Annotated in this window: 19 protein-coding genes and 1 pseudogene; 6 read left to right on the top strand and 14 right to left on the bottom strand. The window is 70.3% G+C overall.

Annotated elements, in window-relative coordinates:
• Nucleotides 1-27: 27 nt before the first annotated feature.
• From C503_RS0114725 to C503_RS0114735, 3 genes are all read left to right on the top strand, one after another.
• The gene (locus C503_RS0114725) at nucleotides 28-543 is read left to right on the top strand and encodes a hypothetical protein (protein WP_018682981.1); all 516 of its coding nucleotides are present in this window, start codon (nucleotides 28-30) and stop codon (nucleotides 541-543) included.
• A 32-nt stretch (nucleotides 544-575) separates the two neighbouring features.
• Entirely contained in the window at nucleotides 576-1,583 is a 1,008-nt protein-coding gene (locus C503_RS0114730) for a LacI family DNA-binding transcriptional regulator (RefSeq protein ID WP_018682982.1), read from the top strand.
• 256 nt (nucleotides 1,584-1,839) lie between these two features.
• On the top strand, nucleotides 1,840-2,109 hold the full coding sequence (locus C503_RS0114735; RefSeq protein ID WP_033400611.1) for a hypothetical protein: 270 nt from the start codon (nucleotides 1,840-1,842) through the stop codon (nucleotides 2,107-2,109).
• A gap of 161 nt (nucleotides 2,110-2,270) precedes the next feature.
• Here the strand turns inward: C503_RS0114735 and C503_RS39405 are convergent, their stop codons facing one another.
• The 4 genes from C503_RS39405 to C503_RS0114755 all read right to left on the bottom strand — a co-directional run bounded on the left by C503_RS39405 (nucleotide 2,271) and on the right by C503_RS0114755 (nucleotide 8,735).
• Entirely contained in the window at nucleotides 2,271-4,232 is a 1,962-nt protein-coding gene (locus tag C503_RS39405) for an EAL domain-containing protein (RefSeq protein ID WP_156893220.1), read from the bottom strand.
• A 420-nt stretch (nucleotides 4,233-4,652) separates the two neighbouring features.
• On the bottom strand, nucleotides 4,653-5,087 hold the full coding sequence (locus tag C503_RS0114745) for a 2-oxo-4-hydroxy-4-carboxy-5-ureidoimidazoline decarboxylase (RefSeq protein ID WP_018682985.1): 435 nt from the start codon (nucleotides 5,085-5,087) through the stop codon (nucleotides 4,653-4,655).
• Between the two features lie 260 nt (nucleotides 5,088-5,347).
• On the bottom strand, nucleotides 5,348-7,513 hold the full coding sequence (locus C503_RS0114750) for a 3-hydroxyacyl-CoA dehydrogenase NAD-binding domain-containing protein (RefSeq protein ID WP_018682986.1): 2,166 nt from the start codon (nucleotides 7,511-7,513) through the stop codon (nucleotides 5,348-5,350).
• Nucleotides 7,514-7,520: 7 nt separating this feature from the next.
• Nucleotides 7,521-8,735, bottom strand: a complete 1,215-nt coding sequence (locus tag C503_RS0114755; protein ID WP_018682987.1) for an acetyl-CoA C-acetyltransferase — start codon at nucleotides 8,733-8,735, stop codon at nucleotides 7,521-7,523.
• 124 nt (nucleotides 8,736-8,859) lie between these two features.
• Between C503_RS0114755 and C503_RS0114760 the strand changes: the two genes are divergently transcribed.
• Entirely contained in the window at nucleotides 8,860-10,029 is a 1,170-nt protein-coding gene (locus C503_RS0114760; protein WP_018682988.1) for a TetR/AcrR family transcriptional regulator, read from the top strand.
• Nucleotides 10,030-10,299: 270 nt separating this feature from the next.
• On the opposite strand, the gene C503_RS0114765 is transcribed toward C503_RS0114760, so the two are convergent.
• Genes C503_RS0114765 through C503_RS0114775 form a run of 3 tightly spaced genes read right to left on the bottom strand, consistent with a single transcriptional unit; the run spans nucleotide 10,300 to nucleotide 13,551 of the window.
• Nucleotides 10,300-12,660: an ATP-binding protein gene (locus C503_RS0114765; RefSeq protein WP_156893221.1), complete on the bottom strand. Its 2,361-nt coding sequence runs from the start codon at nucleotides 12,658-12,660 to the stop codon at nucleotides 10,300-10,302.
• Nucleotides 12,660-13,262: a DUF6879 family protein gene (locus C503_RS0114770; RefSeq protein ID WP_018682990.1), complete on the bottom strand. Its 603-nt coding sequence runs from the start codon at nucleotides 13,260-13,262 to the stop codon at nucleotides 12,660-12,662. Before C503_RS0114770 ends, C503_RS0114765 begins: the two co-directional genes overlap by 1 nt.
• Nucleotides 13,255-13,551: a hypothetical protein gene (locus C503_RS0114775; RefSeq protein WP_018682991.1), complete on the bottom strand. Its 297-nt coding sequence runs from the start codon at nucleotides 13,549-13,551 to the stop codon at nucleotides 13,255-13,257. Before C503_RS0114775 ends, C503_RS0114770 begins: the two co-directional genes overlap by 8 nt.
• Before the next feature lie 598 nt (nucleotides 13,552-14,149).
• Between C503_RS0114775 and C503_RS39410 the strand changes: the two genes are divergently transcribed.
• Both C503_RS39410 and rho read left to right on the top strand, forming a co-directional pair.
• A complete protein-coding gene (locus tag C503_RS39410; RefSeq protein ID WP_245572485.1) occupies nucleotides 14,150-15,487 on the top strand; it encodes a cytochrome P450 in 1,338 nt (445 codons plus the stop codon).
• Nucleotides 15,488-15,635: 148 nt separating this feature from the next.
• Nucleotides 15,636-16,721 carry a transcription termination factor Rho gene (gene rho, locus C503_RS0114785; protein WP_018682993.1) on the top strand — a complete coding sequence of 362 codons (1,086 nt, stop codon included), beginning with the start codon at nucleotides 15,636-15,638 and terminating at the stop codon, nucleotides 16,719-16,721.
• 897 nt (nucleotides 16,722-17,618) lie between these two features.
• On the opposite strand, the gene C503_RS43305 is transcribed toward rho, so the two are convergent.
• The 7 genes and pseudogenes from C503_RS43305 to C503_RS46790 form a co-directional block, all read right to left on the bottom strand.
• On the bottom strand, nucleotides 17,619-18,959 hold the full coding sequence (locus tag C503_RS43305) for a hypothetical protein (protein ID WP_018682996.1): 1,341 nt from the start codon (nucleotides 18,957-18,959) through the stop codon (nucleotides 17,619-17,621).
• A 138-nt stretch (nucleotides 18,960-19,097) separates the two neighbouring features.
• Nucleotides 19,098-19,697: a TetR/AcrR family transcriptional regulator gene (locus C503_RS0114805; protein WP_018682997.1), complete on the bottom strand. Its 600-nt coding sequence runs from the start codon at nucleotides 19,695-19,697 to the stop codon at nucleotides 19,098-19,100.
• A 40-nt stretch (nucleotides 19,698-19,737) separates the two neighbouring features.
• Nucleotides 19,738-20,895 carry an acyl-CoA dehydrogenase family protein gene (locus C503_RS0114810; protein WP_018682998.1) on the bottom strand — a complete coding sequence of 386 codons (1,158 nt, stop codon included), beginning with the start codon at nucleotides 20,893-20,895 and terminating at the stop codon, nucleotides 19,738-19,740.
• Entirely contained in the window at nucleotides 20,892-22,826 is a 1,935-nt protein-coding gene (locus C503_RS0114815) for an acetyl/propionyl/methylcrotonyl-CoA carboxylase subunit alpha (RefSeq protein WP_018682999.1), read from the bottom strand. Before C503_RS0114815 ends, C503_RS0114810 begins: the two co-directional genes overlap by 4 nt.
• Before the next feature lie 5 nt (nucleotides 22,827-22,831).
• Nucleotides 22,832-24,430: an acyl-CoA carboxylase subunit beta gene (locus tag C503_RS0114820; protein WP_018683000.1), complete on the bottom strand. Its 1,599-nt coding sequence runs from the start codon at nucleotides 24,428-24,430 to the stop codon at nucleotides 22,832-22,834.
• Between the two features lie 223 nt (nucleotides 24,431-24,653).
• A complete protein-coding gene (locus tag C503_RS0114825; RefSeq protein ID WP_211222396.1) occupies nucleotides 24,654-26,360 on the bottom strand; it encodes an acyclic terpene utilization AtuA family protein in 1,707 nt (568 codons plus the stop codon).
• 36 nt (nucleotides 26,361-26,396) lie between these two features.
• Nucleotides 26,397-26,606 (bottom strand): annotated as a pseudogene (locus C503_RS46790) (IS630 family transposase); the annotation flags it as partial.

Genomic DNA, 26,606 nt, shown 5'->3' on the forward strand with positions numbered 1-26,606 from the left:
GCGCGCGGGGACCGGAAGGACGTGCCCATGAACAACCGGACCGAACAGATGGACGACCTGCAGCTGGTCGCCCTGCCGACGGCTGTCGGGTGCACCGAGATGTTCGTGCGGTTCTCGTTGACCGAGTGGAAGCTGCGTGGCCTGCGGGATGCCGCGGCGGAGGCGGGCAGACGGCTGGCCGAGGCGGTGGTCGGCGCGGTCGACGGCAAGCAGCCGGGGGTGTTCAACGCGCGGGTGCGGCTCACCGGGGGCGAGCTGTTCATCGAGATCGAGACCCCGCGGGTCGTCCGGGTGCCAGCGGTGCCCGATGGTCCACGGATGGGCGTCACCGAGTTGGGGGTCGGTCGTTACCTCCTGTGGGCGAGCCTGCCGCTGCCCGGGGGCATGAACGCGTCCGCGGTGCCGTTGCCGCGGCGGCAGCGCAGGCCCTCCCCGGCGGCGGCGATCGAGGCGCAGCGGGACCCGCTGCCCGACGACGGCGACGACGTGATGCAGCGGATCCTGTTCGGGCTGTCCGGCCCGCCGGACCGACACCACCGCTAGTCCACAGTAGACACCCGGCGAGGGGAGCGACGATGCGGCCGACGGGGGCACCCACGCTGGAGGAGGTCGCGCGCGCCGCTGGGGTGTCGCGCTCCACGGTCTCCCGGGTGATCAACAACCTGCCGGGGGTCAGCAAACGCGCCAAGGTGGCGGTCGACCGGGCCATCGCGGAGCTGCGGTACGTGCCCAACCAGGCGGCGCGCAACCTGGTGACGCGGCGGACCAACTCGATCGCGCTGGTGGTCTCCGAGCACGGCGACCGCGTCTTCGGTGACCCGTTCTTCGCCAACATCCTGCGCGGCGTCTACGCGGGCATGGCGGGCAGCCGCAGGCAGCTGGTGCTGCTGATGGACCAGGCCCGCGACGACAGCACGCTCGCCGACTACCTGTGCGCGGGCCACGTGGACGGCGCCATCGTGGTCAGCCTGCACGGCCGCGACCCGCTGCCCGGCCGACTGCTGGACGCCGGGCTGCCCGCGGTGCTCGTCGGCAGGCCGCTGGCCGACGTGCCGGTGCCCTACGTCGACTCGGACAACATGACCGGCGGCCTCACCGCCGCCCGCCACCTGGTCGCCGCCGGACGCGGCCGGATCGCCACCATCGCGGGCCCGGCGGACATGGCCGTGGGCATCGACCGGCTGGTCGGCTGGCGGCGCGGGATGGACGAGGCGGGCCACGGCACCGACCTGGTGGCGCACTCCGACTTCAGCATCGAGGGCGGCGCCGCCGCGATGGCCGAGCTGCTGGCCGCCCACCCGGACCTGGACGCGGTGTTCGCCGCCGCCGACATCATCGCCGTCGGCGCCCTGCGCACGCTCGCCGAGCAGGGCAGGCGGGTGCCCGAGGACGTCGCCCTGGTCGGCTTCGACGACTCGGTGCTGGCCACCACCGCCGTCCCCCAGCTCACCACGATCCGCCAGGACGTCGAGGAGCTCGGCCGCACCACCACGGCCCGGCTGCTGGCCCAGTTGGCGGGCGAGCAGAACCTGCCCGCCTCGGTCCTGCTGCCCACCGAACTGGTGCATCGCGCGTCCAGCTGACCTGCCACCAATCACCGGATGCCACGGTGTCGAATCCCGGATGACCGAGCACGGCGACCACCGGGTGACGACCGGTGGTCCACCCGGGTGACGGCAGGTATCCCGATCGGGACCTGCGCGCTCCTGTCTCACGATACGGTCACGTGATTAACGGGGACGGGGGGCGATTCGATGGAACCCAACGAGGGTCTCGCGCATCCTTCCGTGACGACCGGTGAACGTGACGACCAGTGAACTACGCCAGGGGGCAACCGCCATGTCGACTCCGAGTGAGCCTGCCGAACAGTCCGAGCTGAGCCACCGTGCCCGCGCCATGCTGCGCGCGGTCGCCGAGGGGAGGGCGCAGCTGGCCAGCAGCCGCGAGCCCGACCTGTACATCGACGGTGTGCCCTGCTGCGACCAGTTCACCGCGCACCTGCTCACCCATGACGGCCTGATCACCGCCGAACACGGCCGCTTCGGCCAGCTCGCCGCCGCCACCCTCACCAGCGCGGGCGCGCTGGCCCTCGGCATGGTCGCGGCCTGACCGAGCACGATCCACGCGGCACCGGCCAGACCGGGTCACTCCGTCAGCAGGCCCCGCGACGGCATCGCGCATGGCTCACCGAGTCACGAACGATGCCGAGCGGGGTCCCGGGAACGGGGTCGACGGTCTCACCGACTTCTTCTCGGCCGATCCGCCAACGATCAGTACAGCGGGCCGGAACCGAGGTCGGCGCCCGCGTCCCGCCACCAGCGGGCCTGGGTCTCGGTGGTGAGACCGGTGACCAGGACCGAGATGCCGACCTCGCGAACCAACGGGATCAACCCGAGCGTGGCGCGGGCGTAGAGCGAGGTCGGGTCCGGGTTCGCCAGCCGGGCGACCACGTGCTCGGACACCCGCACAGTGTTGATCTGCAGGTCCTCCAGACAGGCCAGATCACCACGGCCACGGCCGAAGCCGGTCAGCACCGACCGCACACCCAGGTCGACGAGCACGCCGAGGTTGTCCGCCGCCGGACTGTCCGGCGAGTCCAACGCCTGCACCGGCATGCCCAGCTCCAAGTGTTCGCCTTCGAGTCCGGTCGCGCGCAGCACCCGGTGCACCGCGGCGATCAGGTCCGGGTCGGCGGCCTGTTCGGGCGTCAGTTCCAGATATAAGGCCGATCCTTCACGCGCGGCCAGTTCGGCGGCGTGTTCGAGCACCCAGTGCCCGACCGGTACACCGAGGCCCGTGTGGCGCATGATCTCCGCGCAGCGCACGTGGTCCAGGGTTCCGTGCTTGGGGTGCTCCCACCGCAGCAACGCCTGCGTGGCCACCCGCGCCCCGTCGGCCAACGACACCACCGGCCACAGGTCGACGTCCAGCTCGCCGTTCTCCCACGCGCCCGGCACACCCGCGGCCAACCGATAATGCTCGCGGTAGCGCTCGTTCTGCTCCGGGTCGACCAACGTCCACTGCCTGCGCCCCTGGTGCTTACGGGTGCGCATGGCGATATCGGTGGCCCGCAACAGCTCGTTCGGGTCCGAGTCGGCCGTGGGCAGGTCCACCACCGCGATCGTCGCCGTCGCCGCGATCCCCTCACCGTCCACATAGGTCGGCTCGGCCAGCACCGCGTTGAACTCCGCCGCCAGCGTGCCCACGTCCAGACCGTGCGGGCCGTGCTCGACCAACACCCCGAACTCGTCACCGGACAACCGCGCCACGATCCCGTCGCGGTCCTCGACCGACTCGGCCAGCCGCCGCGCCACCTCACGCAACAGGTGATCGCCCGCCGCGCGGCCCACGCCGTCGTTGACCACCGCGAAGTCGTCCAGCCCCAGATGGAACACCGACACGTCACGGCCCGCGCCCAGCGCCGCCTCCAACCGACCCACGAACGCCTGCCGGTTCGGCAAACCGGTCAACCGGTCGTGCGTGCCCTGATGGCTGAGCCGGTCCTCCAGCAGGTGCAGGTCGGAGTTGTCGGCGAGCATCGTCAGGTGGCCCGGCCTGCCCTCGCGGGTGCCGAAGGAGACCTCCAGCCGCACCCACGCGGTCTCCGCGTCGGCCCGCACGAACCGGGTGTGCTCGTCGAACCGCTCCGCCTGGCCGCGGGCGAGCTCGGCGTAGCGGTCGTTGAGGTAGTCGCGCTCCTGTGGGTGGAACAGGTCTTCGAGGCGGGTGCCGGTGAGCGAGCCGACGCGGTGGCCGAGCATCTCCTCCATCGCCCGGTTGGCGCGCACGATCACGCCGTCGACGCCGGAGATCGCCATCCCCCAGGCGGAGTCGGCGAAGAACCGACGCAGCCAGGCATCGCTGGCCCGCCCGGTGTCCGCGGCCGCCTGCTCGGTCGGGTCGCCGAACTGCCTGCGCGCGGTGGCCTCGGCGACCCCGGCGGCCAGGTCGACCAGCACCGCGGCGGCCAGCGCCGGATCGTCCACTTCGGCCAGTCCGGGCAGGCCGGAGGCGAGCACGTCCACGCAGACCTGCACGCACTCGGGGCGGTCGTAGCCGAGCTCGACCAGCCGGTGCCCGATCCGGTGCGCAGGCGCGGGTCCGGCCAGGCAGGCCACCGCGGCGTCGAGCAGGTCGCGCAGCTCGGCCGCCACCCGCTCGCGGGTTCGCGGCACCGCGACCACCTTGGTCAACGCGGCGGCCCAGTGCTCGGCCAGCTCAGCGCGGTCCACGCCAGACCGTCCTTCGTCGGTGCGCTCGTCTGCGATCAACATGGCGGTACCCGGGGGCACTACCGAGGAGGTACCACTTTGCACCCGATCGAGTACCAAGCGCCACCCCAATGGACTAAGTTGTGTCATTCTTTCCTACGCCGATTGGGTGAGGTCTGACGCTTATGGGGAACGTGTGGGTAACCGTTCCCCGGGTGGACCGAAACAGCGCGCACCCGCCCGAACGCGGTCGCCACCGACGTGGGTGGCGGTCACGCGTTCGGGCGGGCGGTACAGGAAATCGGTCACGGAGGGCACCTGGGTGTCGGGGTGGTTGCCGCCCAGATTACTGATGACCCCCATCGTCCATTCGGGTTATTCTTGCCGATCCGGTGTCTACTCTCGGTTATTACGGGCGAATTACGTACACCGTGCGGCCAATCACCGCGAGGCCAGCCGCCGCAACCGCCGGGCGACGATCCGCGCCAGCTCCGCCCGGACCACCGCGCGCTCGGTGGCGCGGTCGTGCCCCAGCCGCCTGCGCAGCGCGGAAAGCACCGCCCCGGCGGACATCCCGCTCGCGCACACCACGAACCCGTGCCCGAACCGCTCCCGGTAGATGGCGTCGCCACGGGCGAGGTCGCCGCCTGCCGCGGACACCCCGGGCAGATCAGCCAGCGCGTCGAGCACGTCCGACCAGTCCAGAGTGGCCAGCACCGCCGCGGACACCTCCTCCACCTCGGTCAGGCTCGCGAACGGCCGCTGCGCGAGCACCTCGGTGGCCCAGCGCAGGGAGGCACAGCAGGACCGCAGGTCCGCGTGCGCCACCGCGACCGCCGCCGCGTTGAGCATGGTGAGCAGGGAGTCGCCGGGCATCCGACCAGTAGAGCACCGCCGCCGACGGCGAAGCCAGCGGTCAAACGCGTGGCCGCGCGCGGCGTTCAGTCCACCGTCCGGATCCGCCGGACGCCCGGTAACCCGACCAGCTGTCCGCCCGCGCGGAATACACGAGCACGGCACGCTTTTCGCGTCGGCCGTAACCGCCCGTGGGTCGACGCACCCAACGCCGTACCGACGCCGAACATCGTCGTGACCGAACCTCGCCGTGGAACTGCTCGCACCCTGGCGCAACAGACCTACGCGAAGTCCTCCCCGCTCGCCGCCTTGGCGACCAGCGACGCGGGCGGGCGGAACCGGTCACCGTACCGCTCGGCCAGCTCCTCGGCGCGGGCCACGAAACCCTTGAGCCCGCCCGGATATCCGTGCATGTACTGCACGACACCACCGGTCCACGGCGGGAAGCCGATGCCGAGGAGCGAGCCGACGTTGGCGTCCGGCACCGTGCGCAGTACGCCCTCGTCGAAGCACTTCACGGTCTCCAACGCCTCGGCGAACAGCATGCGCTCCTGCATGTCCGCGAACGGGAGCGTGGCCGTGCCGGTGCCGAAGTGCTCGCGCAGCCCCGGCCACAGCCCGGCCCGTTTGCCGTCCTCGTCGTACTCGTAGAACCCGGCGCCGGCGGCGCGGCCCTTGCGGTCGAACTCGTCGATCATCCGCTCCAGCACGCCGTCGGCCGGGTGCGCGGGCCAGGTGCCGCCCGCCGCCTCGACCGCGGCCCGGCTCTCGTCTCGGATCCTGCGCGGCAACGTGAAGGTCAGCTCGTCCAGCAGCTGCAACGGCGGCGCCGGGTACCCGGCCTGCGATCCCGCCTGTTCGATCGACGGCGCCGCGACGCCCTCGCCGATCATGGCGACCGCCTCATTGATGAACGTCCCGATGACCCGGCTGGTGAAGAACCCGCGGCTGTCGTTCACCACGATCGGCGTCTTCCTGATCTGCAGCGCGAAGTCGAACGCCTTGGCCAGCGCCGCCTCGCCGGTCTTCGCGCCGACCACGATCTCCAGCAGCGGCATCTTGTCGACCGGGGAGAAGAAGTGCAGGCCGATGAAGTCCTCCTGCCGCTTCACCCCGTCGGCCAGGCCGGTGATCGGCAGCGTCGAGGTGTTGGAGCCGAGCAGCGCATCCGGCGCGACCAGGTCCTCGATCTCGGCGAACACCTTCTTCTTCAGCTCCGGGCTCTCGAACACCGCCTCCACCACCAGGTCCACACCCGCGACGTCGGCAGCGGTCGCGGTCGGCGTGATCCGCGCGAGCACCTCGTCCGCCTTCTCCCGGGTGATCCTGCCCCGGTCGACGGCCTTGTCCAGGATCCTCGCCGAGTACGCCTTGCCCTTCTCGGCGGCCTCGACCGTGACGTCCTTGAGCACGACGTCGATGCCCGCCCGCGCGCCGGAGTAGGCGATGCCCGCGCCCATCATGCCCGCGCCGAGCACCGCGACCCGCCGGACCGTGTGCTTCGGCTGGTCCGCGGGACGGCTGTTGCCCTTGGTGATGGCCTGCATGTCGAAGAAGAAGGCCTTCGTCATGTTCTTCGCGATCTGACCGGTCGCGACGTCCACGAAGTACTGGGTCTCCACCTTGGTCGCGGTGTCGAAGTCGACCTGCGCGCCCTCGACCGCGGCGGCGAGGATGTTGCGCGGCGCCCGCATCGGCGCGCCCTTGAGCTGCTTGCGCAGGTTCGCCGGGAACGCGGGCAGGTTGGCGGCGAACTTCGGGTTCGACGGCGAGCCACCGGGAATCTTGTACCCGTCGGCGTCCCACGGCTGCCCGGCGTCCGGGTTCGCCCGGATCCACGCCTTCGCGGCGGCCAGCAGCTCCTCGGGCGTCGACACCAGCTCGTCGACCAAGCCGAGTTCCAGCGCCTTGGCGGGCTTGTGTCGCTGGCCCTGCAGCAGCACGTTGAGCAGTGCGCCCTGGATGCCCAGCAGGCGCACGGTCCGGGTGATCCCGCCCGCGCCGGGCAGCAGACCGAGCGTCACCTCCGGCAGGCCGATCTCGCCGCCCTTGACGTCCAACGCGATCCGGTGGTGCGTGGCCAGCGCGATCTCGTAGCCGCCGCCGAGCGCGGCGCCGTTGATCGCGGCCACGACCGGGCGGCCGAGCCGTTCGAGGCGGCGCAGGTGGCCCTTCATCCGGTCCACCGACGCGGTCATATCGGCGGCGTCCTCGGGGCGGGCCCGGACGAGCTGGTTGAGGTCGCCGCCCGCGAAGAAGGTCTTCTTGGCGGAGGTGACGACGACGCCGGTGACGCCGTCGACCTCGGCCTCCAGCCGGTCGACCGTCGCGGCGAGCGAGTCGCGGAACAGCTCGTTCATGGTGTTGGCGCCCTGGCCCGGGTCGTCCATCGTGAGCGTGACGATCCCGTCGGCGTCCGCCGCCCAGGCGATCATGTTGTCGGTCATGCCGTCCTCAGACTCGCTCGATGATGGTCGCGACGCCCATGCCGCCGCCGATGCAGAGGGTGACCAGGCCGCGGCGGGCGTCCCGGCGCTCCAGCTCGTCCAGCACGGTGCCCAGGATCATCGCGCCGGTCGCGCCGAGCGGGTGGCCCATGGCGATCGCGCCGCCGTTGACGTTGATCCGGTCGGCCGGGATGTCCAGGTCGCGCATGAACTTGAGCACCACGGCGGCGAACGCCTCGTTCAGCTCCCAGACGTCGATGTCCGCCGGGGTGAGCCCGGCCAGCGCGAGCGCCTTCCTGGCGGCCGGGGTGGGGCCGGTGAGCATGATCGTCGGCTCGGCGCCGGTCACCGCGGCCGACACGACCCGGGCGCGCGGCGCGAGCCCGGCGGCGGCACCGGCGGCCTCGGTGCCCACCAGCACCAGCGCGGCGCCGTCGACGATGCCGGAGGAGTTGGCGGCGGTGTGCACGTGGTCGATCCGCTCCACGGCGTGGTAGCGCTGCAGGGCGACCGCGTCGAACCCGCCGAAGTCGCCGATCGCGGCGAACGAGGGCTTGAGCCTGCCCAGGCCCTCGACCGTCGAGTCCGGACGCATGTGCTCGTCGTGGTCGAGCAGCACGACGCCGTTGCGGTCGCGCACCGGCACCACCGACTTGGCGAAGTACCCCGCCGACCAGGCGGCGGCCGCGCGGCGCTGCGACTCGACGGCGTAGGCGTCCACGTCGGCGCGGGTGAAGCCCTCGATCGAGGCGATCAGGTCGGCGCTGATGCCCTGCGGGACGAAGTAGGTGTCGTAGTTGGTCTCGGGGTCGTTGAACCAGGCGCCGCCGTCGGAGCCCATCGGCACCCGCGACATGGACTCGACGCCACCCGCGACGATCAGCTGGTTCCAGCCCGCGCGCACCTTCTCGGCGGCGGTGTTGACCGCCTCCAGCCCGGACGCGCAGAACCGGTCGAGCTGCACGCCCGCGACCGTGTCCGGCAGCCCGGCCGCGACGGCGGCACTGCGCGCGATGACCGAGCCCTGGTCGCCGACCGGGGAGACGACGCCGAGCACGATGTCGTCGATGGTGGCCGGGTCCAGGCCGGGATGCCTGCGGCGCAGCTCGTCGAGCAGGCCGACGACCAGTGAGATCGGTTTCACCCCGTGCAGCGCGCCGGTCTGCTTGCCGCGACCGCGCGGGGTGCGGATCGCCTCGTAGATGAAGGCCTCGGTGCTCACGCTCGTCCGATCCTCTCCTGCTGACGCTAATGGCCATTAACATACTCGCGGGTATCAGCAGGTTGTCAACGTCGGACGGCCGCCCTACGGTGGTAACTCAGCTCTCACGTCCCAGGAGGCCCAGGTGACCGGTGGCGCCCCTGTGCGACGCCGCCCGCGCGACCGCAAGGCGCGGCTGGCGGAGGCAGCCGCCGACCTGTTCGGCAGGCGCGGCTACCACGCGGTGGGCGTCAACGACATCGCGGCGGCGGCGGGCATCACCGGCCCCGCGCTGTACCGGCACTTCCAGAACAAGCAGGACGTCCTCGGGTACGTCCTGCTCACCGGCGTGGACAAGCTCACCGAACGGGTCAGCGCGGCGGTCGAGGGCATCGAGGACGACCCCGAGCGCGGTCTTGCCCCGCTGCTGCGCGCGGCCGCCGAGGTGTCCATCGAGCAACGCACGCTGACCGCCCTGTGGCGTTGGCAGGGCAGACACCTGCACCCCGGCGACCAGAAGGAGATCCGCCGCCGCGTCGGCCTGCTCCTCACCCGCTGGCTGACCGGCCTGCGCGAACTGCGCCCGGAGCTCACCGAGGGCCAGTCCCACGTCATCTGCTTCGCCGCCCTCAGCGTCTTCGGCAGCGTCGGCGACCACCACGCGACCGCCCCCGACTTCCCCACCCTGCTGGCAAACCTCGCCGAGTCGGTCGTCCGCGCCCACCTACCCGTGGTCGACACACCCCCGGCTCGAATCCCGACCCCGCCACCAACGCGCCGTGAGGAACTCCTGTCCGCCGCCACCCGCCTCTTCCGCACCCACGGCTTCCACGCGGTCAGCATGGAGGACATCGGCGCCGCCACCGGCATCGCGGGCCCGAGCATCTACCGCCACTTCGCATCCAAGTCGGACATCCTGCTGTCGGCGGCCCGCCGCATGGCCGACCGCCTCCGCCTCGGCCTGGAGGACTCCCTGGCCACCGCCACCACGCCCGCCGACGCCCTGGCCCGCCTGATCCGCTCCTATGTGGACACGGTGCTCCGCTCGGACGACCTGATCGCCGTCTACACCACCGAACTGGCCAACCTGCCGGACCGCGACGGCCGAGAGCTCCGAACCCTGCAACGCGGCTACGTCACCGAATGGGTCCGCCTCCTGCGCGAGGTCAACCCGACCCTGACCGAACCCGCCGCCCGCGTGACAGTCCACGCCGCCCTCACCATCATCAACGACCTGCCCCGCACCCCCCGCGTCAATTCCCGCCCCACCCTCGCCCCCGAACTGACCGCCCTGGCCACCGCCCTACTCCACTGATCACCCACCCCGACTTTCACCCTTTCCAGCGACAAAAGCTATCCACAGCCAAGATCCACAACCCGTCTCCCAAGATCCTTTGCCGCCCCCGACTGATAGAATGGCCGTGGGGGATCCCCCTTGGGAGCGGTGGGTAATGTGGTGGGGAACGTTGCGGCCGAACAGCTACAGCAAGCCGAGCCGGACGACGAGCCCCGACTCCGGATGAACCCCCTCAGCCCCCGGTCATGCGCGACAAACGCCGACCAGCCAACCGCGCACCCCCACTGATCAGGCCTCCCACAACCGCTGAACCAGTGCCGCCGCCCGTGGATCGTCGAAGTCGGTCGCGATGCGCATCGCCTCGGCGCGGGCCGTCGCAGCCTGAGCGGTCTCCTCGACCAGCACCAACGCCTCAGCCAAGTGGGCCAACGCGTTCGCCAAGGCCCAGCGGTCGCCGACCTCGCGGCATATCGCGATGGCCAGGCGGTGGAACTCGGCCGCCTCCTCCGGACGTTCCAGTTCCCGATACGCCTCTCCCGTCCCATCCAGCGCCGCCGCCTCCCGCGCCCGGTCGCCCAGGTTGCGCTGCACCACCGCCGAATGCTGATAGGCGATCAGCGACTCACCGGCCATACCCAGCGCCCGCTGCACATTCCCCAGTTCCACCAACCAAAATGCCTCCCACGCGCCCATCCCGTCCTCTTCGGCAATCGCCAACGCAGACCGGATAGTCCCCAACGCAGCCGCGTGATCCCCCAACTCCCGCTCGACTTTCGCGAGATACGCCAACGCATTCCCCTCATACGCGCGATCACCGACCAATCGACACAGCTCCACCGCCCGCGTCAATGCCTCGCGCGCCTCCCCCAGTTCCGCAAGCTCGTAATGTGCGATACCGACATTCGTCAGCAGCAACGCCTCCCAACGCCGCTCCCCCAGCTCGGCAACGACACCCATCCCCGTCACGAACCGCTCCCGTGCCGCGACCAGTCTGCGGCGACGCCAGTCCAGCAGGCCGAGTGCGTTGATCGCGACCAGCTCACCGAACCGGTCCCCGATCTCCCGGCGCACCCCCAACGCCCGCACATGGCATTCCTCGGCCCGGTCGAGCCGATGCGATTGCAGGTTCGCCTTCCCCAGGCTGTCCAGCATTTCCGCCTGCCCGCGCAGATCCGCCGACCGGAGTGCCGCCTCCAGCCCGATCCCCGCCACCTCGAACCACTGCTCGAACGGGTTCCGGATCACCTGGACACTGCGCATGATCGCCGGAATGCGCCAGGCGATCGCGTCCATGCCATTCGTTGCGGCAACCCGGACTGCCGCAACCAGATTCGCCACCTCCGTCTCGTACCAATCCGCCGCCTGATCCCGATCGGTGAACTCCGCCGGGATCACAGTGGACGATCCCAACGGCGTCGGACGGTCCAACGGCGCCAGAAGCGCAACAGCCGATGCCGCCGAGTGCGTGTACCAGGTGAGGATCCGGGACAGCGCCGCCCGCCGACTCTCCTCGTCCTCATGCTGCGCGGCCTGATCGGCGGCGTAGTGCCGCAACAGGTCGTGGAACTGGAACCGGCCGGGCGCGTGCTGTTCCAACACGTGCGCCCCGACCAGCACGTCCAGCAGCTGTCGGGCCTGCGCGGTCCCGATCCCGGCCAGGACCGCCGCAGCCGCGACACCGAACTCCGGGCCGGGATGCAACCCGAGCAACCGGAACAACCGCGCCGCCGTCTCCGGCAACGCCCGGTACGACCAGGCGAACACCGAGCGGACCGCGTCCTCCTCATCGCCCTCGTCAGCCGACAGCGCGTCCCACAGTGCCGACTCGTCCCGAAGGTCGTCGATGAGTTCCCGCAACCGCATCAACGGACGACTGGAGGCCCGTTCCGCCGCGATCCGCAACGCCAACGGCAACCGTGCGCACAACCGGGCGAGTTCCGCCAGATCCGCGACATCGTCCCCCACCCGATATCCGACGGTCACAGTCCGCAGAAGCCGGACCGCCTCCTCCTCCGTGAGCATGTCCAGCGCCAGCCGGTGCGCACCCTCGCGCGCCACGAGCGCGGAGAACCGGCTCCTGCTCGTCACCAGCACCAAGCACTCCGCGTTGCCCGGCAACAAGGGACGTACCTGGGACACGGTCGCCGCGTTGTCGAGCACCACCAACACATGCCGGTCCGCGAGCAATGAACGGAACAGGGCGGAACGGTCGTGCAACCCCGTCGGCACCCGCGCGGGTGGAACTCCCAGGGCGCGGAGAAACTGTTCCAGTGCCTGTTCCGGACCGACCGGTGGTCCCGGGTCATACCCGCGCAGGTTCACGTACAGCTGTCCGTCGGGAAAGTGGCGACGAACGCTGTGCGCCCAGTGCAACGCCAGGGAAGTCTTACCGACCCCGGCAGTCCCGGTGATGACGTAGAGCCCGGCAACGCTGGCCCGGTCGGCGAGCACGGCGTCGAGCCTGCGCAGCTCGGCGACGCGGTTGACGAACCCGCTGACGTCGCCCGGCAGCTGGCGCGGGATCGGCCGGTCGGGCGTGCGCGCGTCGTAGAGGTGGACGCCGCCGTGGATGTCGCGGGCCTGGATCACCTCGTGGGCCGAGCCCGACACGTCCGACCTGGGGACCTCGTCGTCCTCGCCGGGTGGCATCACCCGCATCCGAGCGCGAGACCTGCGACCTCACGGTGGAAGAACGAGTCCACGTCCTCGCCGTCCGCGTAGAGGCCCTGGATCAGCTCCCGACCGCGCGCGATGGCGGCCTGCTCGGCGAATCGGACGGCGCCGTACTGCACACCGTCGTCGTCGTAGAGGATCTCGTACATGACTCGGTCGCCAAGGGTGACCAGCTCCGGCAGCGGGCCTGCGGGCTCGAACTCGCGGACCTGCTCGGCGGTCACGATCCGGGTGCGGCCGCCAAGCTCGTGCCGCAGCAACAACAGGCGCAATTCCCAGCGCAGATAGGGACTGAGCGGTCGTTCCACGACCCGGACCCGCAGCGTGTCGAACCCCCGTTCGGCGATCCGCCGATAATGCGCCGCGAGGCTCGCCCGGCGTTCCTCCAACAGAGCGAGGGCATCCGCCCAGCGGCCCTCGGTGAACGCGACCCAGCTGTCGTCGCCGGGCTCGCGGAATTCCTGTCGACGTTCGAGCTTCCAGAAGCCCGTACTGTCGATTTCCCAGAAATGCTCGTCGAAATCGTCCTGATAGGGCTGCCCGAGCAGGCGCTCCCCGGCGGTGCGGAAGTCACACATCGGGGATATCCGCCTTCGCCGCGACGACCATGCCGCGCGGCAGGACGACCAGCCGCTCACCAGGGCCGACGCTGGACCCGATGGGCAGCCGGGAGCGGTAGTCGGCGGTCAGGTCGCGGCCGATCACGGCGACGTCGCCGTTGTCCAGTTCCCAGATCTCGGGACACGCGCTCTCGCCCCCGGTGGCTGTCTCGCCCGGCTCTCGACCGCTGCCCGGCGCGGTGGGCGGGATACCCAACCGTCGCGCGAACGACGCGGATACGTCGGGCTGCCAGATTCCGTGTTCCATTGCCGCCTCCCCGGAAATGCAGGATCAATATCGTAGCAGCCGGGACAGGGAAGACTTGTCCCGCAAGCAGGGGAACGCTTCCCGCCGTCTGGGCGCGATTTCCGCGCGATGGCGGCATAGTTGCTGGACAAATACTGGCCATGAGGTTTGCTCGACGTAGCCAGGCGGAATATTACTCCAACGTCCGAACGTCTCCGGGGCCGCCGAAGTTCACTCGCATGGGGGACATAAGTTATCCACAGGTAGATCGACAAGTAGCCGTCACAAGATCCACTACAGCCTCCGGGCGATACAATGGCCGTGGGGGATCCCCCTGGGAGCGGTGGGTAATGGTGAGGGGCGGGCGGCTCGGTGGCCATGGGGTTTCGGCCGGCTTTCGACCTGCATCCGGGTTTAATGGGCCCGCTCTCTTTCGAAATTGTTTTGGCTTGCCAGGACGAGAGGTGGGACGGCCGCCGGTGTCGTAGTGGGCGGGTGTTGGTCGACGACCAGCACGCAGGTGGGTTGGGGTCGGTGGAGACCACGCGGATGGGGCTCGCGGCGCGGGGTGGTGGGCAGGAAGACTGGGGGTGTGGTCGTCGGGCGAATCGAGCGGTGGGTGAGTGATCGGGCGTGGCCGGTGCGCGAGTTGGCGCCGCCACCACCAGGGGTACGGCCGGTGCTCGGCGACCCCGGTGCGCCGCTTCTCGGGCACACGCTGGGCATACTGCGCCAGGGAACCGACCTCTGGTTGCGTCGGTACCGCCAGTACGGGCCGTTGTCCTGGACCAACGCCTTCGGCACGCGCATGGTTTCGGCGTCCGGACCCGATGCCGCACAGGAAATCCTCACCAACAAGGACAAATCCTTCTCCCAGACCGGATGGACGTACTTCATCGGCCCGTTCTTCCCGCGCGGCCTCATGCTCCTCGACTTCGACGAGCATCTCTTCCACCGCAGGCTCATGCAGGAAGCCTTCACCGCCGACCGGATCGCCGGGTACGTCGCGCGTGCCAACGAGGTCATCCGTCGTGAAATCCCCCGCTGGCCGGAGGAACTCGCCCTCTACCCCGCGCTCAAACGGCTCACGTTGGATATCGCCGCCGAGGTGTTCATGGGTGGGCCGAGTGACGCCGGGCTCGTCGATGCCTTCGTCGGTGTCGTGCGCGCGGGTACCGGGATCGTCCGCTATCCCGTTCCCGGCACGCGCTGGGCGGCCGGGCTGCGGGGCAGGCGCGAGTTGGCGGAGTACTTCCGGTCGGCGCTCCCCGGCAAACGGACCGCAGGCGGCGACGACCTGTTCGCCGCGCTCTGCCACGCCCGCCTGGACGACGGATCCGTGTTCGGCGACGAGGACGTCGTCAACCACATGATCTTCCTGATGATGGCCGCGCACGACACCGCCACGATCACCACGACGTCGGCCATCTACCACCTCGGCCTGCATCCGGAATGGCAGGAACGCGCCCGCGCGGAGTCCATGGGGCTGCCCGACGGTCCACTGTCGACGTCCGAACTGGACCGACTGACCACTGTGGACATGGTGGTCCGCGAGTCGCTGCGGTTGGTCACGCCCGTCCCGTCGCTGGCCCGGCGCACCGTCCGGGACACCACCGTGCTCGGCAGGCACATCCCGGCAGACTCCCTGGTCATGGTCACGCCGTGGCTCAACCACCTGCTCCCCGAGTACTGGCCGGACCCGGAACGCTTCGATCCCGGGCGGTTCGCGCCGGACCGGCGCGAGGACAAGGCGCACCGCTACCTGTGGATGCCGTTCGGTGGTGGCGCGCACAAGTGCATCGGGTTGCACTTCGGCATGTACGAGGTGAAAGCCCTGCTCCACGAGCTGCTGCGGCGCAGGCGCTGGACGCTGCCGGACGGCTACCGCGTACACTGGGACCAGACGGCGCTGCCGGTGCCGTCGGGCGGCCTGCCGGTGACACTGGTCCGGATATAGTTGCGCCGCGACGGCATACGGGCTAACCTCAGGGCCGTTCTCCCTGTCGTGGATGCTGGCTCACGCCCCCACGAAGGACTCTCTTCTCACCGTCCGGCCGGACCTCCCCGTCCAGGTGTCGGACAACGCTACCCATCGGGGGTCTTCCATGTCCGACCACACCTTCACCGGCGTGCTCGATCTGCCGCGCGACCGCCCCACGGTCCGCGTCGAGGGCTATCTGCCCAGCGAGCACGACGTGCCACTACCGCCCCGCGTGCTGCGCGAGCACGGCCTGCGGCGCGGCGACACCATCAGCGGCGAGATCCGCGCGGGGGCCGTGCACCTCGACAGCGTCAACGGCGCGCACCCGCGACACGCCCGGCAGCGCGCCGTGTTCACCGAGCTCGTGCCCGTCCACCCGCACCACCGGCTGCGGCTGGAGACCGAGCCGCACGCGCTGACCGCGCGGACGATCGACCTGGTCATGCCCATCGGCAAGGGCCAGCGCGCGCTCATCGTCGCGCCGCCCAAGGCGGGCAAGACGACCGTGCTGCGCGCCATCGCCGAGGGCGTCGCCAAGAACCACCCGGAGTGCCACCTGATGGCCGTGCTGGTGGGCGAGCGCCCCGAGGAGGTCACCGACCTGGGCCGGTCGCTGCCCGGCGAGGTGATCGCGGCCACCTTCGACCACGCGCCCGCCGCGCAGACCGCGCTCGCCGAGCTGGCCGTCGAACGTGCCAAACGGCTGACCGAGTCCGGCCGCGACGTGGTCGTCCTGCTCGACTCGATCACCCGCCTCGGCCGCGCCTACAACCTGGCCGCCCCCGCCTCCGGCCGCATCCTCTCCGGCGGCGTCGACTCCGCCGCCCTCACCCCGCCGAAGCGCCTGCTCGGCGCCGCCCGCGCGATCGACGGCGGCGGCTCGCTGACCATCATCGCCACCGCCCTGGTGGACACCGGCTCCCAGGGCGACACCCTGATCTTCGAGGAGTTCAAGGGCACCGGCAACGCCGAGCTCCGCCTTGACCGCTCCCTCGCCGACGCCCGCGTCTTCCCGGCGATCGACGTGACCCGCTCCTCGACGCGCAAGGAGGAGCTGCTGCTCTCCCCCGGTGAGCTCAGCCCGGTCCAGCTCCTGCGGCGGGTGCTGCAGAACCGGGAACGGTCGACGGAGGTGCTGCTCGACGGCCTCCGCAAGACCCAGACCAACGTGGACTTCCTCCGCCAGCTCCTGCGCGCCACCCCGCACTAGGTCTTCTTCTCCCGCCACCCACCCCCTCATCCCCGCCAGGCACTGCCCCCAACCTGGCACCCACCGCCCGCACGGCGGCACCTGGAGCGTCGTGCGACGCGCCACTCGCGACCGCTAACGCGGACACGCGCGCCATGGCCCAGCCTGGCAACTTGCCACCTTCACCAGCCGCCGTCGCGGCACCCGTGGTCAGTCACGTCCCGTGAGTTGTCCACAACCCCCCGAATCCATCCACAACCACCAGCGTGATGCGGCACCCGATCGCTGGATGGGCGGCGCGGGAGGGCGGCCACACGCCCGAGATGATCATGCCCGGCGTCACGGCCCCCTCGGCCGGGGTTATCCACATACCCCGCCAGCCATCCCCAGGCCATCACCGCCCCCTCTTGACAGGGCCGCGAACTCGATAGGCTTTGAAGTGGGACCTCGAATACCCCGGGTGGGAGGGCCCCGGGGTGGGGATGATCTTGATCGGGGGCGACCTCGGTCGGAGCGATCTTTGGTTGGAGCGAACTCGGTCGGAGTGATCTTGGCTGGGGTGTCGTTGGTCGGCCGGAGTCGGGACGGCGGGGACGGCGGGGGTTGTCCACATGCCATCGAACTCATCCACAGCGGCCATCGAGGGCTAGTGACAGCGATCCACATCGGACAGCCTTGAGTAGGGACCCAAAGCCCCTGGCGCGGGCGGGGTGTGCCGTGCGGACGGGTGTCGATCTTGGTATGCGAGCAGGTACTGGGCCGGACGGATCGTCGGGGGGCCGGGGAAGTTGTCCACAGTCGCGGGAATTCGTCCACAGCCAAGCTGTGAATGTCCTGGCAGGGAGGGGAAGTCCGTACGCTCGTGGTTGTGGGGCCCGCCCTCGGGCAGGCGAGGGCGGGGGTCGGGAAGATCCGTGGTCAGGCTGGCGGCAGGTGGCCCCGGGGGTTGAGGTTGCCAGTGTCCGCCCAGCCACAGCCGAGGCCGACGATGTCGACATAGCCCAGGGCCCGGATGAGGGCACCGTTGCGGCAGACCGCCGAATACTGCCCCGAGAAGGCGGCCACCACGGCCGGGTTCTTGGCCAGGGCGTTCGGGACCACCGCGTACAGGGCGTTGCGCGGCCCCGCCAGTTTGCCGGTCACCGGGGGCACGCCGTTGACACGGCTGACAGTGACGTGGGAGCGGGTGTCGTCGAGCAGGTTGTTGAGTTGGTCCACATAGGTCTGGATGTCGAAGGGCACGATGTCGGTGTCGGTCGCCAGGACGGACGCGTCCTCGATCGGCAGCGGGCCCGTCGGGCTGGTGTCGCGGACGCACGGGTAGGTCGTGGTCAGGTCGGGGGTGTTCGGAATCCCCAGCCGGTCCAGGAACTGCGTGCGCACGCGCGATCCGTAACCCGGTAGCAGGGGTGTGTGACCGGTCGTGGAGCAGGTGTAGATCTGCTTGAGTTGCGCGTCTGTCAGGTCCCGGCTGATGCGCGAGGTGTCCCGCGTCAGGTAGACGATCGTGTCCGGGTCGACAGTGGGGTCTATGCGGGCGAACGACATCTCGTTGAAGCGGCCCAGGTCCGCGTTCGCGCGCTGCGCGGGTGGCTGGGTCAGGTAGGCGGGAACGCCGTAGGGGACGATCTGGTCGGGGGAGGTCAGGACACGGCCGTCGTTCTCCGCTATCGGGACCCCGTCAATGCTGTCGCGCACGCACGGGAACCTGGTGGTGAAGTCGGGACCGTCGTCCAGCCACAGCGACCGCAGGAACTCCGATCGCACGTCCGAACCGTATCGCGGCAGCAGCGGCTGGTAGTTCGCCTTGTCCATGCAGCTGTAGATCGGTCGGAGGCGTTGGTCGTGGAGCGCGCGTGAGACGACAGTGTCGTGGGCGATCGCATAGGTGAGTCCCGCGTAGCCGATGGAGAAGTACGTGGCGTCGCGGGTCAGGCTGTTGTATGCGGCCGCGCGGGCGAACTGGAGACAACCGTCCCCGGCGGCGACAGACTCGTGCAGCGTGTACGAGCGTGGGACCGTGCAGTCGGGTTTCGTGGAGATGGTCGGTGAACCCGTGGTGTCGTACGAACCGAGGATCTTCGTGCCTCCCCGGCCGGTGACGACGTTCGACAGGGCGTTGTACAGATCCTCGGAGACAGCGGACCCCGTGCCGGACAGTTGCCGATACTGCGGCAGTCCGGTGGGGTCTGCGCCGGCGAGAGAGGGGGTCAACAGGGTTAACGCCGCGAGTGTGGCGGCGAGGGCGCGTGGACGCATTGCCGTCCTCCCATAACGGGCGAAAGGGTGTCTCACGCTAACGTCGGATTGTGTTGCCGGTCCGGTTATGGCAATCGGCTGGGCCGTTCATCCGACATACCACTGCGCAACCCTGCCGTGTCCACGCGGCCTCGCGGGTCACGACAGCGCGGTGTCCAGGACAGCCGCCCACTCGGCCAGGACGCGGCGACGGCGACGGGTGTCGTCGGTCAGCAGGTTGGCCAGGCCGAGGCCACGGGCCAGGTCGAGGGTGGCCTGCACGGCCTCGCGCACCCCGGGCCGGGACTCGTCCGCGCCCAACGCCTCCACGGCCAGCCGATGCGTCTCCCGACCGACCCGCGCCTCCAACGGTACGACCCGTTTCCGCAGCTGGTTGTCCGAGGCGGCGGCCACCCACAGGTGCAGTGCCGCCCGGAAGAGCTTCCCCGCGTACATCTCCCCGATGGTGTGGACGACGAACTCCGTCCGGTCACGTCCGGCGGGCAGGTCCGGGAAACCTGAGCGGATGTGGGTGACCCGTTGCTCCGTGACGTACTCGATGGCGGCGGTGAACAGGTCCTCCCGCGTGGGGAAGTGGTGCTGCGCCGCGCCCCGGGACACGCCCGCGCGCTCGGCGACCACCGACACCGTGCTGCCGGTCCAGCCGACCTCGGCGAGGCAGTCCACGGCGGCGGCCAGCAGGCGCTGCCGGGTGACCCGGCTGCGGTCCTGGCGCGGTTCGCGCGCGGTGTCACCCATTCGGCACCCTTCACGACGGCCCGATACGACCTGGCAGGACTCAGTACGAGCGGGGCAGCCCGAGGCTCGACTGCGCCACGAAGTTCAGGATCATCTCGCGGCTCACCGGGGCGATCCGGGTCAGCCGGGACGCCGCGACGAGGGCACCGAGACCGTACTCACTCGCCAAGCCGTTGCCGCCGTGCGTCTGCACCGCCGCGTCCACCGCGCGCACCACGGCCTCGCCCGCCGCATACTTGGCCATGTTCGCCGCCTCGCCCGCCGCCAGGTCGTCGCCCGCGTCGTAGCACGCGGCGGCCTTCTGGGTCATCAGCTTCGCCAGCTCCAGCTCGATCCTGGCCTGGGCGAGCGGGTGCGCGATCGCCTGGTGCGCCCCGATCGGGTCCTTCCACACCGTGCGGGTCTTCGCGTACGCGACGGCCTTGTCCAGCGCGAACCGGCCCAGGCCCACGGCGAACGCGGCCGCCATGATCCGTTCCGGGTTCAGGCCCGCGAACAGTTGCGGCAGGGCTGCATCCTCGGCGCCGACCAGGGCGTCCCCCGGAAGCGCGACATCGTCGAGAAACAGGGTGAACTGGTGGTCGGGAACGATGATGTCCATCTCGATGCGCCGGAAGGTGAACCCGGGGGCGTCCGCGGGGACGATGAACAGGGCGGGCTTGAGCTTGCCGGTCGTGGTGTCCTCGGTCCGGCCCACGACGAGCACCGCGTCGGACTCGTCCACGCACGAGATGTAGACCTTGTTCCCGGTGAGCACCCAGCCCTCGGCGGTGCGGCGGGCGGTCGTGGTGAGGCGGTGCGCGTTGGATCCCGCCTCGGACTCGGTGATGGCGAAGGCCATCCGGACCGTGCCGTCGGCGAATCCCGGTAACCAGCGCTGTTTCTGCGCGTCGGTGCCGAAGCGGGCGATGATCGTGGCGCAGATGGCGGGCGAGACCACGATCTGCAACAGGCCGGTGCCTGCAGCGCTCAGCTCCTCGCAGACCGCCGCGAGGTCGCCGATGCCGCCGCCACCGCCGCCGTATTCCTCGGGGACGTTGACGCCCAGGTAGCCGAGCCGTCCCGCCTCAGCCCACAGCTCGGTCGTGTGACCACCGGATCGGGCGGCCTTGAGCGCGTACTCGTGCCCGTACTTCCTGGCCAGGGCCGCGACGGCCACGCGCAGCTCCTGGCGTTCGGGGGGTTCGGTGAACGTCATGACTCCTCCTCGGACACGACGGCCAGGACCCGGCCGACCTCGACCCGGTCACCGGCGGCGACCGGCAGTGCGGTGACGACCCCGGCGGCCGGGGCGTCGACCCGGTGCTCCATCTTCATCGCCTCCAGCCACAGCAGCGGCTGACCTGCGACGACCCGGTCACCGGCGGCGACGGCCAGGCGGGCGACGGTGCCGGGCATGGGGGCGAGCAGCGAACCGGCGGCGAGCCGGGTCGCGGGGTCGGGGAAGCGGTCCGGCACCGGGAACGCGACCGAACCGTGCGGGGTGTCCACGAACGACCAGCCGGGGACGCGGGCGACCGTGAACGTCCGCAGCACGCCCGCGATCTCCAGGCGCACCTGATCGGGGGTCGCCGACACCAGGCGGACGTCGTCGAAGCCCTCGGCGACCAGGCCGGAGCGGGTCACGCGGTAGCGGATCTCGTGGTCGCCGAACGTCTTGACCTGCGGTTGGGACACGACATTGCGCCAGCCGCCCGGAAGCCGCCCCAGCACGCGGGCGTCTCTCCGGTTGGCCTCCGCGTCCGCGAGCGCGGCGGCGAGAGCGGCCACGGGTTCCTTGTCCAGCAACGGTTCCGTGAGGTGATGCCGGGCGAGGAAAGTCGTGTCGATGTCACCCGCGAGGAACGCCGGGTGATGGAGGACGCGGACAAGGAGGTCACGGTTGGTGATCAGGCCGTGCACGCGCGACCTGGTGAGCGCGCCCGCCAATGCGCGGGCGGCGGCGGTGCGTTCCGGCGCCCAGGCGATGATCTTGGCGAGCATGGGGTCGTAGTGCACGGACACGGTCGAGCCGGGTTCGACCCCGGAGTCCAGCCGTAGACCGGATTCGCCGTCGTTGGTGAAGGTGTGGGTGACGCCGGGGATCTCGAAGTGGTGCAGGGTGCCGCTCTGCGGGAGCCAGTCGCGCGCGGGATCCTCGGCGTAGAGGCGGACCTCGATGGCGTGCCCACGACTCGGCGGCGGTTCGGCGGGCAGGCGAGCGCCTTCGGCGACGGCGAATTGCAGGCGGACGAGGTCCAGGCCGGTGACGCATTCGGTGACCGGGTGCTCGACCTGCAGGCGAGTGTTCATCTCCAGGAAGTGGAAGCGGCCGGTGTCGTCGGCGAGGAACTCGACCGTGCCCGCGCCGGTGTAGCCGATGGCGGTGGCGGCCGCGCGGGCCGCGTCGAACAGCCGCTCCCGCATCCCGGGCGTGCGCTCGACCAGCGGTGACGGTGACTCTTCGAGGACTTTCTGGTGCCTGCGCTGGATCGAGCACTCGCGCTCGCCGATCGTCCAGACGGTCCCGTGCGCGTCGGCGAGGATCTGGACCTCGATGTGCCTGCCGTGTTCCAGGTAGGGCTCGCAGAACACGGTCGGGTCGCCGAACGCCGACAGCGCCTCCGACCGGGCCGCCGCCAGCTCGGCGTCAAGATCTTCCAGCCTGCGCACAATCCGCATGCCACGACCGCCGCCCCCGGCCGACGCCTTGATCAGCACCGGCAGATCGGCCGCGCTCACACCGTCCAGTTCGGACAGCACGGGCACGCAGGCGGCCGCCATCAGCGCCTTGGACTCGATCTTGGACCCCATCCGGGTGATCGCGTGCACGTCCGGGCCCACCCATCCGAGACCGGCGTCGAGCACCGCGCGGGCGAACCCCGGGTTCTCCGAGAGGAAGCCGTAACCCGGGTGCACGGCGTCGGCCCCGGCGTCGATCGCGGCCCGGACGACCAGGTCGGCCCGCAGGTAGGTGTCGGCGGGCGTGGCCCCGGGCAGGCGGACGGCGAGGTCGGCGTCGGTGACGTGCGGCGCGTCCGCGTCGACATCCGAGTACACGGCGACGGTCGAGATGCCGAGCACGCGAGCGGTGCGGAAGACCCGGCGGGCGATCTCGCCGCGGTTGGCCACCAGCACGGAACGGATCATGGCGCTCACATCCGGAAGACGCCGTAGCCGCGGGCGCCCCCGATCGGTCCCGAGTGGATCGCCGACAGGCAGATCCCCAGCACGGTGCGGGTGTCGCGGGGGTCGATGACGCCGTCGTCGTAGAGCATCCCGGACAGGAACATGGGCAGCGACTCGGCCTCGACCTGCCCCTCGACCATGGCCCGCATGGCGGCGTCGTGCTCCTCGTCGTAGGGCTGCCCGCGCCGTTCGGCACCCTGCCGCAGCACGATCGACAGCACGCCCGCGAGCTGCGTGGGCCCCATGACCGCGGACTTCGCGCTGGGCCAGGCGAACAGGAACCGGGGATCGTAGGCGCGACCGCACATGCCGTAGTGGCCCGCGCCGTAGGAGGCGCCGACGAGGACGGACAGGTGCGGGACCGCCGAGTTGGCCACCGCGTTGATCATCATGGCGCCGTGCTTGATGATGCCGCCCTGCTCGTACTCCTTGCCGACCATGTAGCCGGTGGTGTTGTGCAGGAACAGCAGCGGCGTGTCGGTCTGGTTGGCGAGCTGGATGAACTGGGTGGCCTTCTGCGCTTCCTCGCTGAACAGGACGCCGCGCGCGTTGGCGAGGACGCCGATCGGGTAGCCGTGCAGCCGCGCCCAGCCGGTGACGAGGCTGGTGCCGTAGCGGGGTTTGACCTCGTCGAAGTCGGATCCGTCGACTACGCGGGCGATCACCTCGCGGGGGTCGAACGGGGTCTTGAGGTCGGTGGGGACGATGCCCAGGAGGTCCTCGGGGTCGTGTTCGGGCTCGCGGTAGTCCGTTCGTGGTTGTGGTCCTTGCTTGCGCCAGTTGAGGCGGGCGACGATCCCGCGCCCGATCCGGATCGCGTCCCGCTCGTCCACGGCGAGGTGGTCGGCCAGACCGGAGACGCGCGCGTGCATCTCGGCGCCGCCGAGGGACTCGTCGTCGGACTCCTCACCGGTGGCCATCTTGACGAGGGGCGGTCCGCCGAGGAAGACCTTGGCGCGGTCCTTGACCATGACGACGTGGTCGGACATGCCGGGCAGGTAGGCGCCGCCCGCGGTGGAGTTGCCGAACACGAGCGCGACAGTCGGTATGCGGGCGGCGGACGCGCGGGTGAGGTCGCGGAAGGTGCGGCCGCCCGGGATGAAGATCTCCTTCTGCGTGGGGAGATCGGCGCCGCCGGACTCGACCAGGTTGACCATCGGCAGCCTGTTCTGCGCGGCGATATCCGCCGCGCGAAAGCCTTTGCGCATGCCCCAGGGGTTGATCGCGCCGCCCTTGACGGTGGGGTCACTGGCGTTCAGGAGGCACTCGATGCCTTCGACCACGCCGATGCCGGTGACGAGGCTGCCGCCTACCTGGTAGTCGGTACCCCACGCGGCCAGGGGAGAGAGTTCGAGGAAGGGGGAGTCTGGGTCGAGGAGGAGTTCGATGCGCTCACGGGCGAGAAGCTTGCCTCTTGCGCGGTGGCGTTGCACGTACTTGTCACCGCCGCCTGCGACCGCTTTCGCGTGCTCGGCCTCCAGCTCCGCGAGCTTGCCGAGCATGGCGTCGCGGTTGGCCTGGTGGTCGGTGGACGTGGTGTCCACGGCCGAGCGCAAGACGGTCACCTGATCACGGTGGCATGGGTGGGGGGTGTTTTCAAGCATGCGTGCTTGATTTTCTGGGTCGGTCGGGGGTGGGTTGTGCACATGCCCGCTTGGTCGTGCACAGGTCTCGATCGGGGGATATTGACAGCGGCCAAGATCGCCTAGGGTTCCACGTATTGGGCGGGTTGCCCCCCGGGTGGGAGGGGCGTGCTTCGGGGCCGGGGGTGTGCTTCGGGGCCGGGGGTCATAGGAAGGACTCTGGGACATCGGCGTGGCGGGAGCGGAGCCATTCGGCGAGGGCTTTCGCCTGAGGGTCGAAGCGGATGGTGGTGGCTGCGCCGTCGTCGAGGAGGTTGTGGAGGATGAAGTTCAGGGCGTTCAGGTTAGGGAATGGGTGGCGTTCAATGACCAGGCCTTCCGTCTCCGGGAGGAGTTCCCGGAGACGGGCGATGGTGAGTTCCGCGCACAACCAGCCGTAAGCGGCAGGATCGCGGACCCAGACGCCGAGATTGGCGTCGCCGCCCTTGTCGCCGGAGCGAGCCCCGATGACGCTGCCCAGCGGGACTCGTTTCGTGGGACCGAAATCGATTGACGTCGACACCTCGATGGTTCGAGCGAGAACAGGGGAAGCGGGCGCCCAGGGAATCGCGCGGCGAGTGCCGTCAGCGAGGACGGCGACGTGGTTGACCGTGTCGCGGGGGACGAACTCGGGGCGGTAGAAGCCGATCGGGGTTCCGTCGGCGGGTGGGGCGGTGAGGGTGAAACCGGGGTAGCTCGCCAGGGCTAGCTCGACCGTGGCGCGGGCGAAGGCTTTCGCGCGGGTCGGGTCGGGGGTCTTGATGGTGGCGTGCAGGAAGGCGCTGGCGGTTTCCTCGGTCGGCGCGTCCGAGTGGTCCGTGCGGGCGAGTGTCCAGGTGAGACCGTCGGGGCCGATGGTGTTCTCCAGCTGGCGGCGGGCCAGATCCGCCTTCGCCTCGATGTTCAGGCCGCACAACACGAACGTGGCGCTGTTGCGGAAACCGGCGAGCGTGTTCACGCACACCTTCACCGTCTCCGGCGGTGGTCCGCCGCGTACACCGGAAATCCGCACTCGGTCCGGGCCGTCCTCGGTGAGGGTGATGGTGTCGAACCGAGTGGTGACGTCCGGGCCCAGGTAGTCCGGGCCCTGGATCTCGTAGAGCAGTTGCGCCAGCACGGTTTCCCGGGTGACCGCGCCGCCGGTGCCGGGGTGTTTGGTGATCACCGCAGAGCCGTCCACGTGCACCTCGGCGATCGGGAAGCCCGGGTGGGTGACATCCAGCTCGGTGAAGAAGGCGAAGTTTCCGCCGGTGGCCTGGGTTCCGCACTCGATCACGTGCCCGGCGACGGTCGCGCCCGCGAGCGCGTCGTGGTCTTCCGGGGTCCAGCCGAAGTGGGCGGCGGCCGGGCCGACCACGAGCGAGGCGTCGGTCACCCGGCCGGTGACCACGATGTCGGCGCCCGCCCGCAGGCATTCGGCGATGCCCCAGCCACCCAGGTAGGCGTTGGCTGTCAGGGCGTCGGCGCGGGGCAACAAATCGTCGCCTTCCACGTGTGCGACCGCCAGCGGGATGTCCATGCGTGCGGCGAGTTCGCGGATCGCGGCAGCGAGGCCGGACGGGTTGAGGCCGCCCGCGTTGGTGACGATGCGGACCCCGCGTTCGACGGCGATCGCCAGTGTTCCCTCCAGCTGGCGGAGGAATGTCCGGGCGTACCCGCTCGCCGGGTCGTTGAGGCGTTGGCGGCCGAGGATGAGCATGGTCAGCTCGGCGAGGTAGTCGCCGGTGAGGACGTCGAGCTCGCCGCCGGTGAGCATCTCGTGCATGGCCGACAACCGGTCACCGTAGAACCCGGAGGCGTTGCCGATCCTGATCACGTGCGCGCCCTCCCCCGGCCGGGCGGCCCCGCGAACGCCTGCGCGATCGTCAGCCATTCGCGCGCGTCCGTGCCGGAGGCGACTAGTGCCGCATCAAGCAATGTTGGGTAGGTAATCAGGTCTGCGGATCTTGGAGTTGACCGCGAAGTGTTGTTTGGGTGTGGCGTGTTTGTTGGTCCAGCGGATGTAGCGGGCGATCGCGGTCTCTTGGGCGGTGTGGGAGGGGTAGTCGCTGCCGTCGAGGGTGAAGTACCGCAGTGCGGTGAACTCGCACTCGATCCAGTTCAGCCAGGAGGCGTTGGT

Source organism: Actinokineospora enzanensis DSM 44649 (assembly GCF_000374445.1).
Classification (GTDB): domain Bacteria; phylum Actinomycetota; class Actinomycetes; order Mycobacteriales; family Pseudonocardiaceae; genus Actinokineospora; species Actinokineospora enzanensis.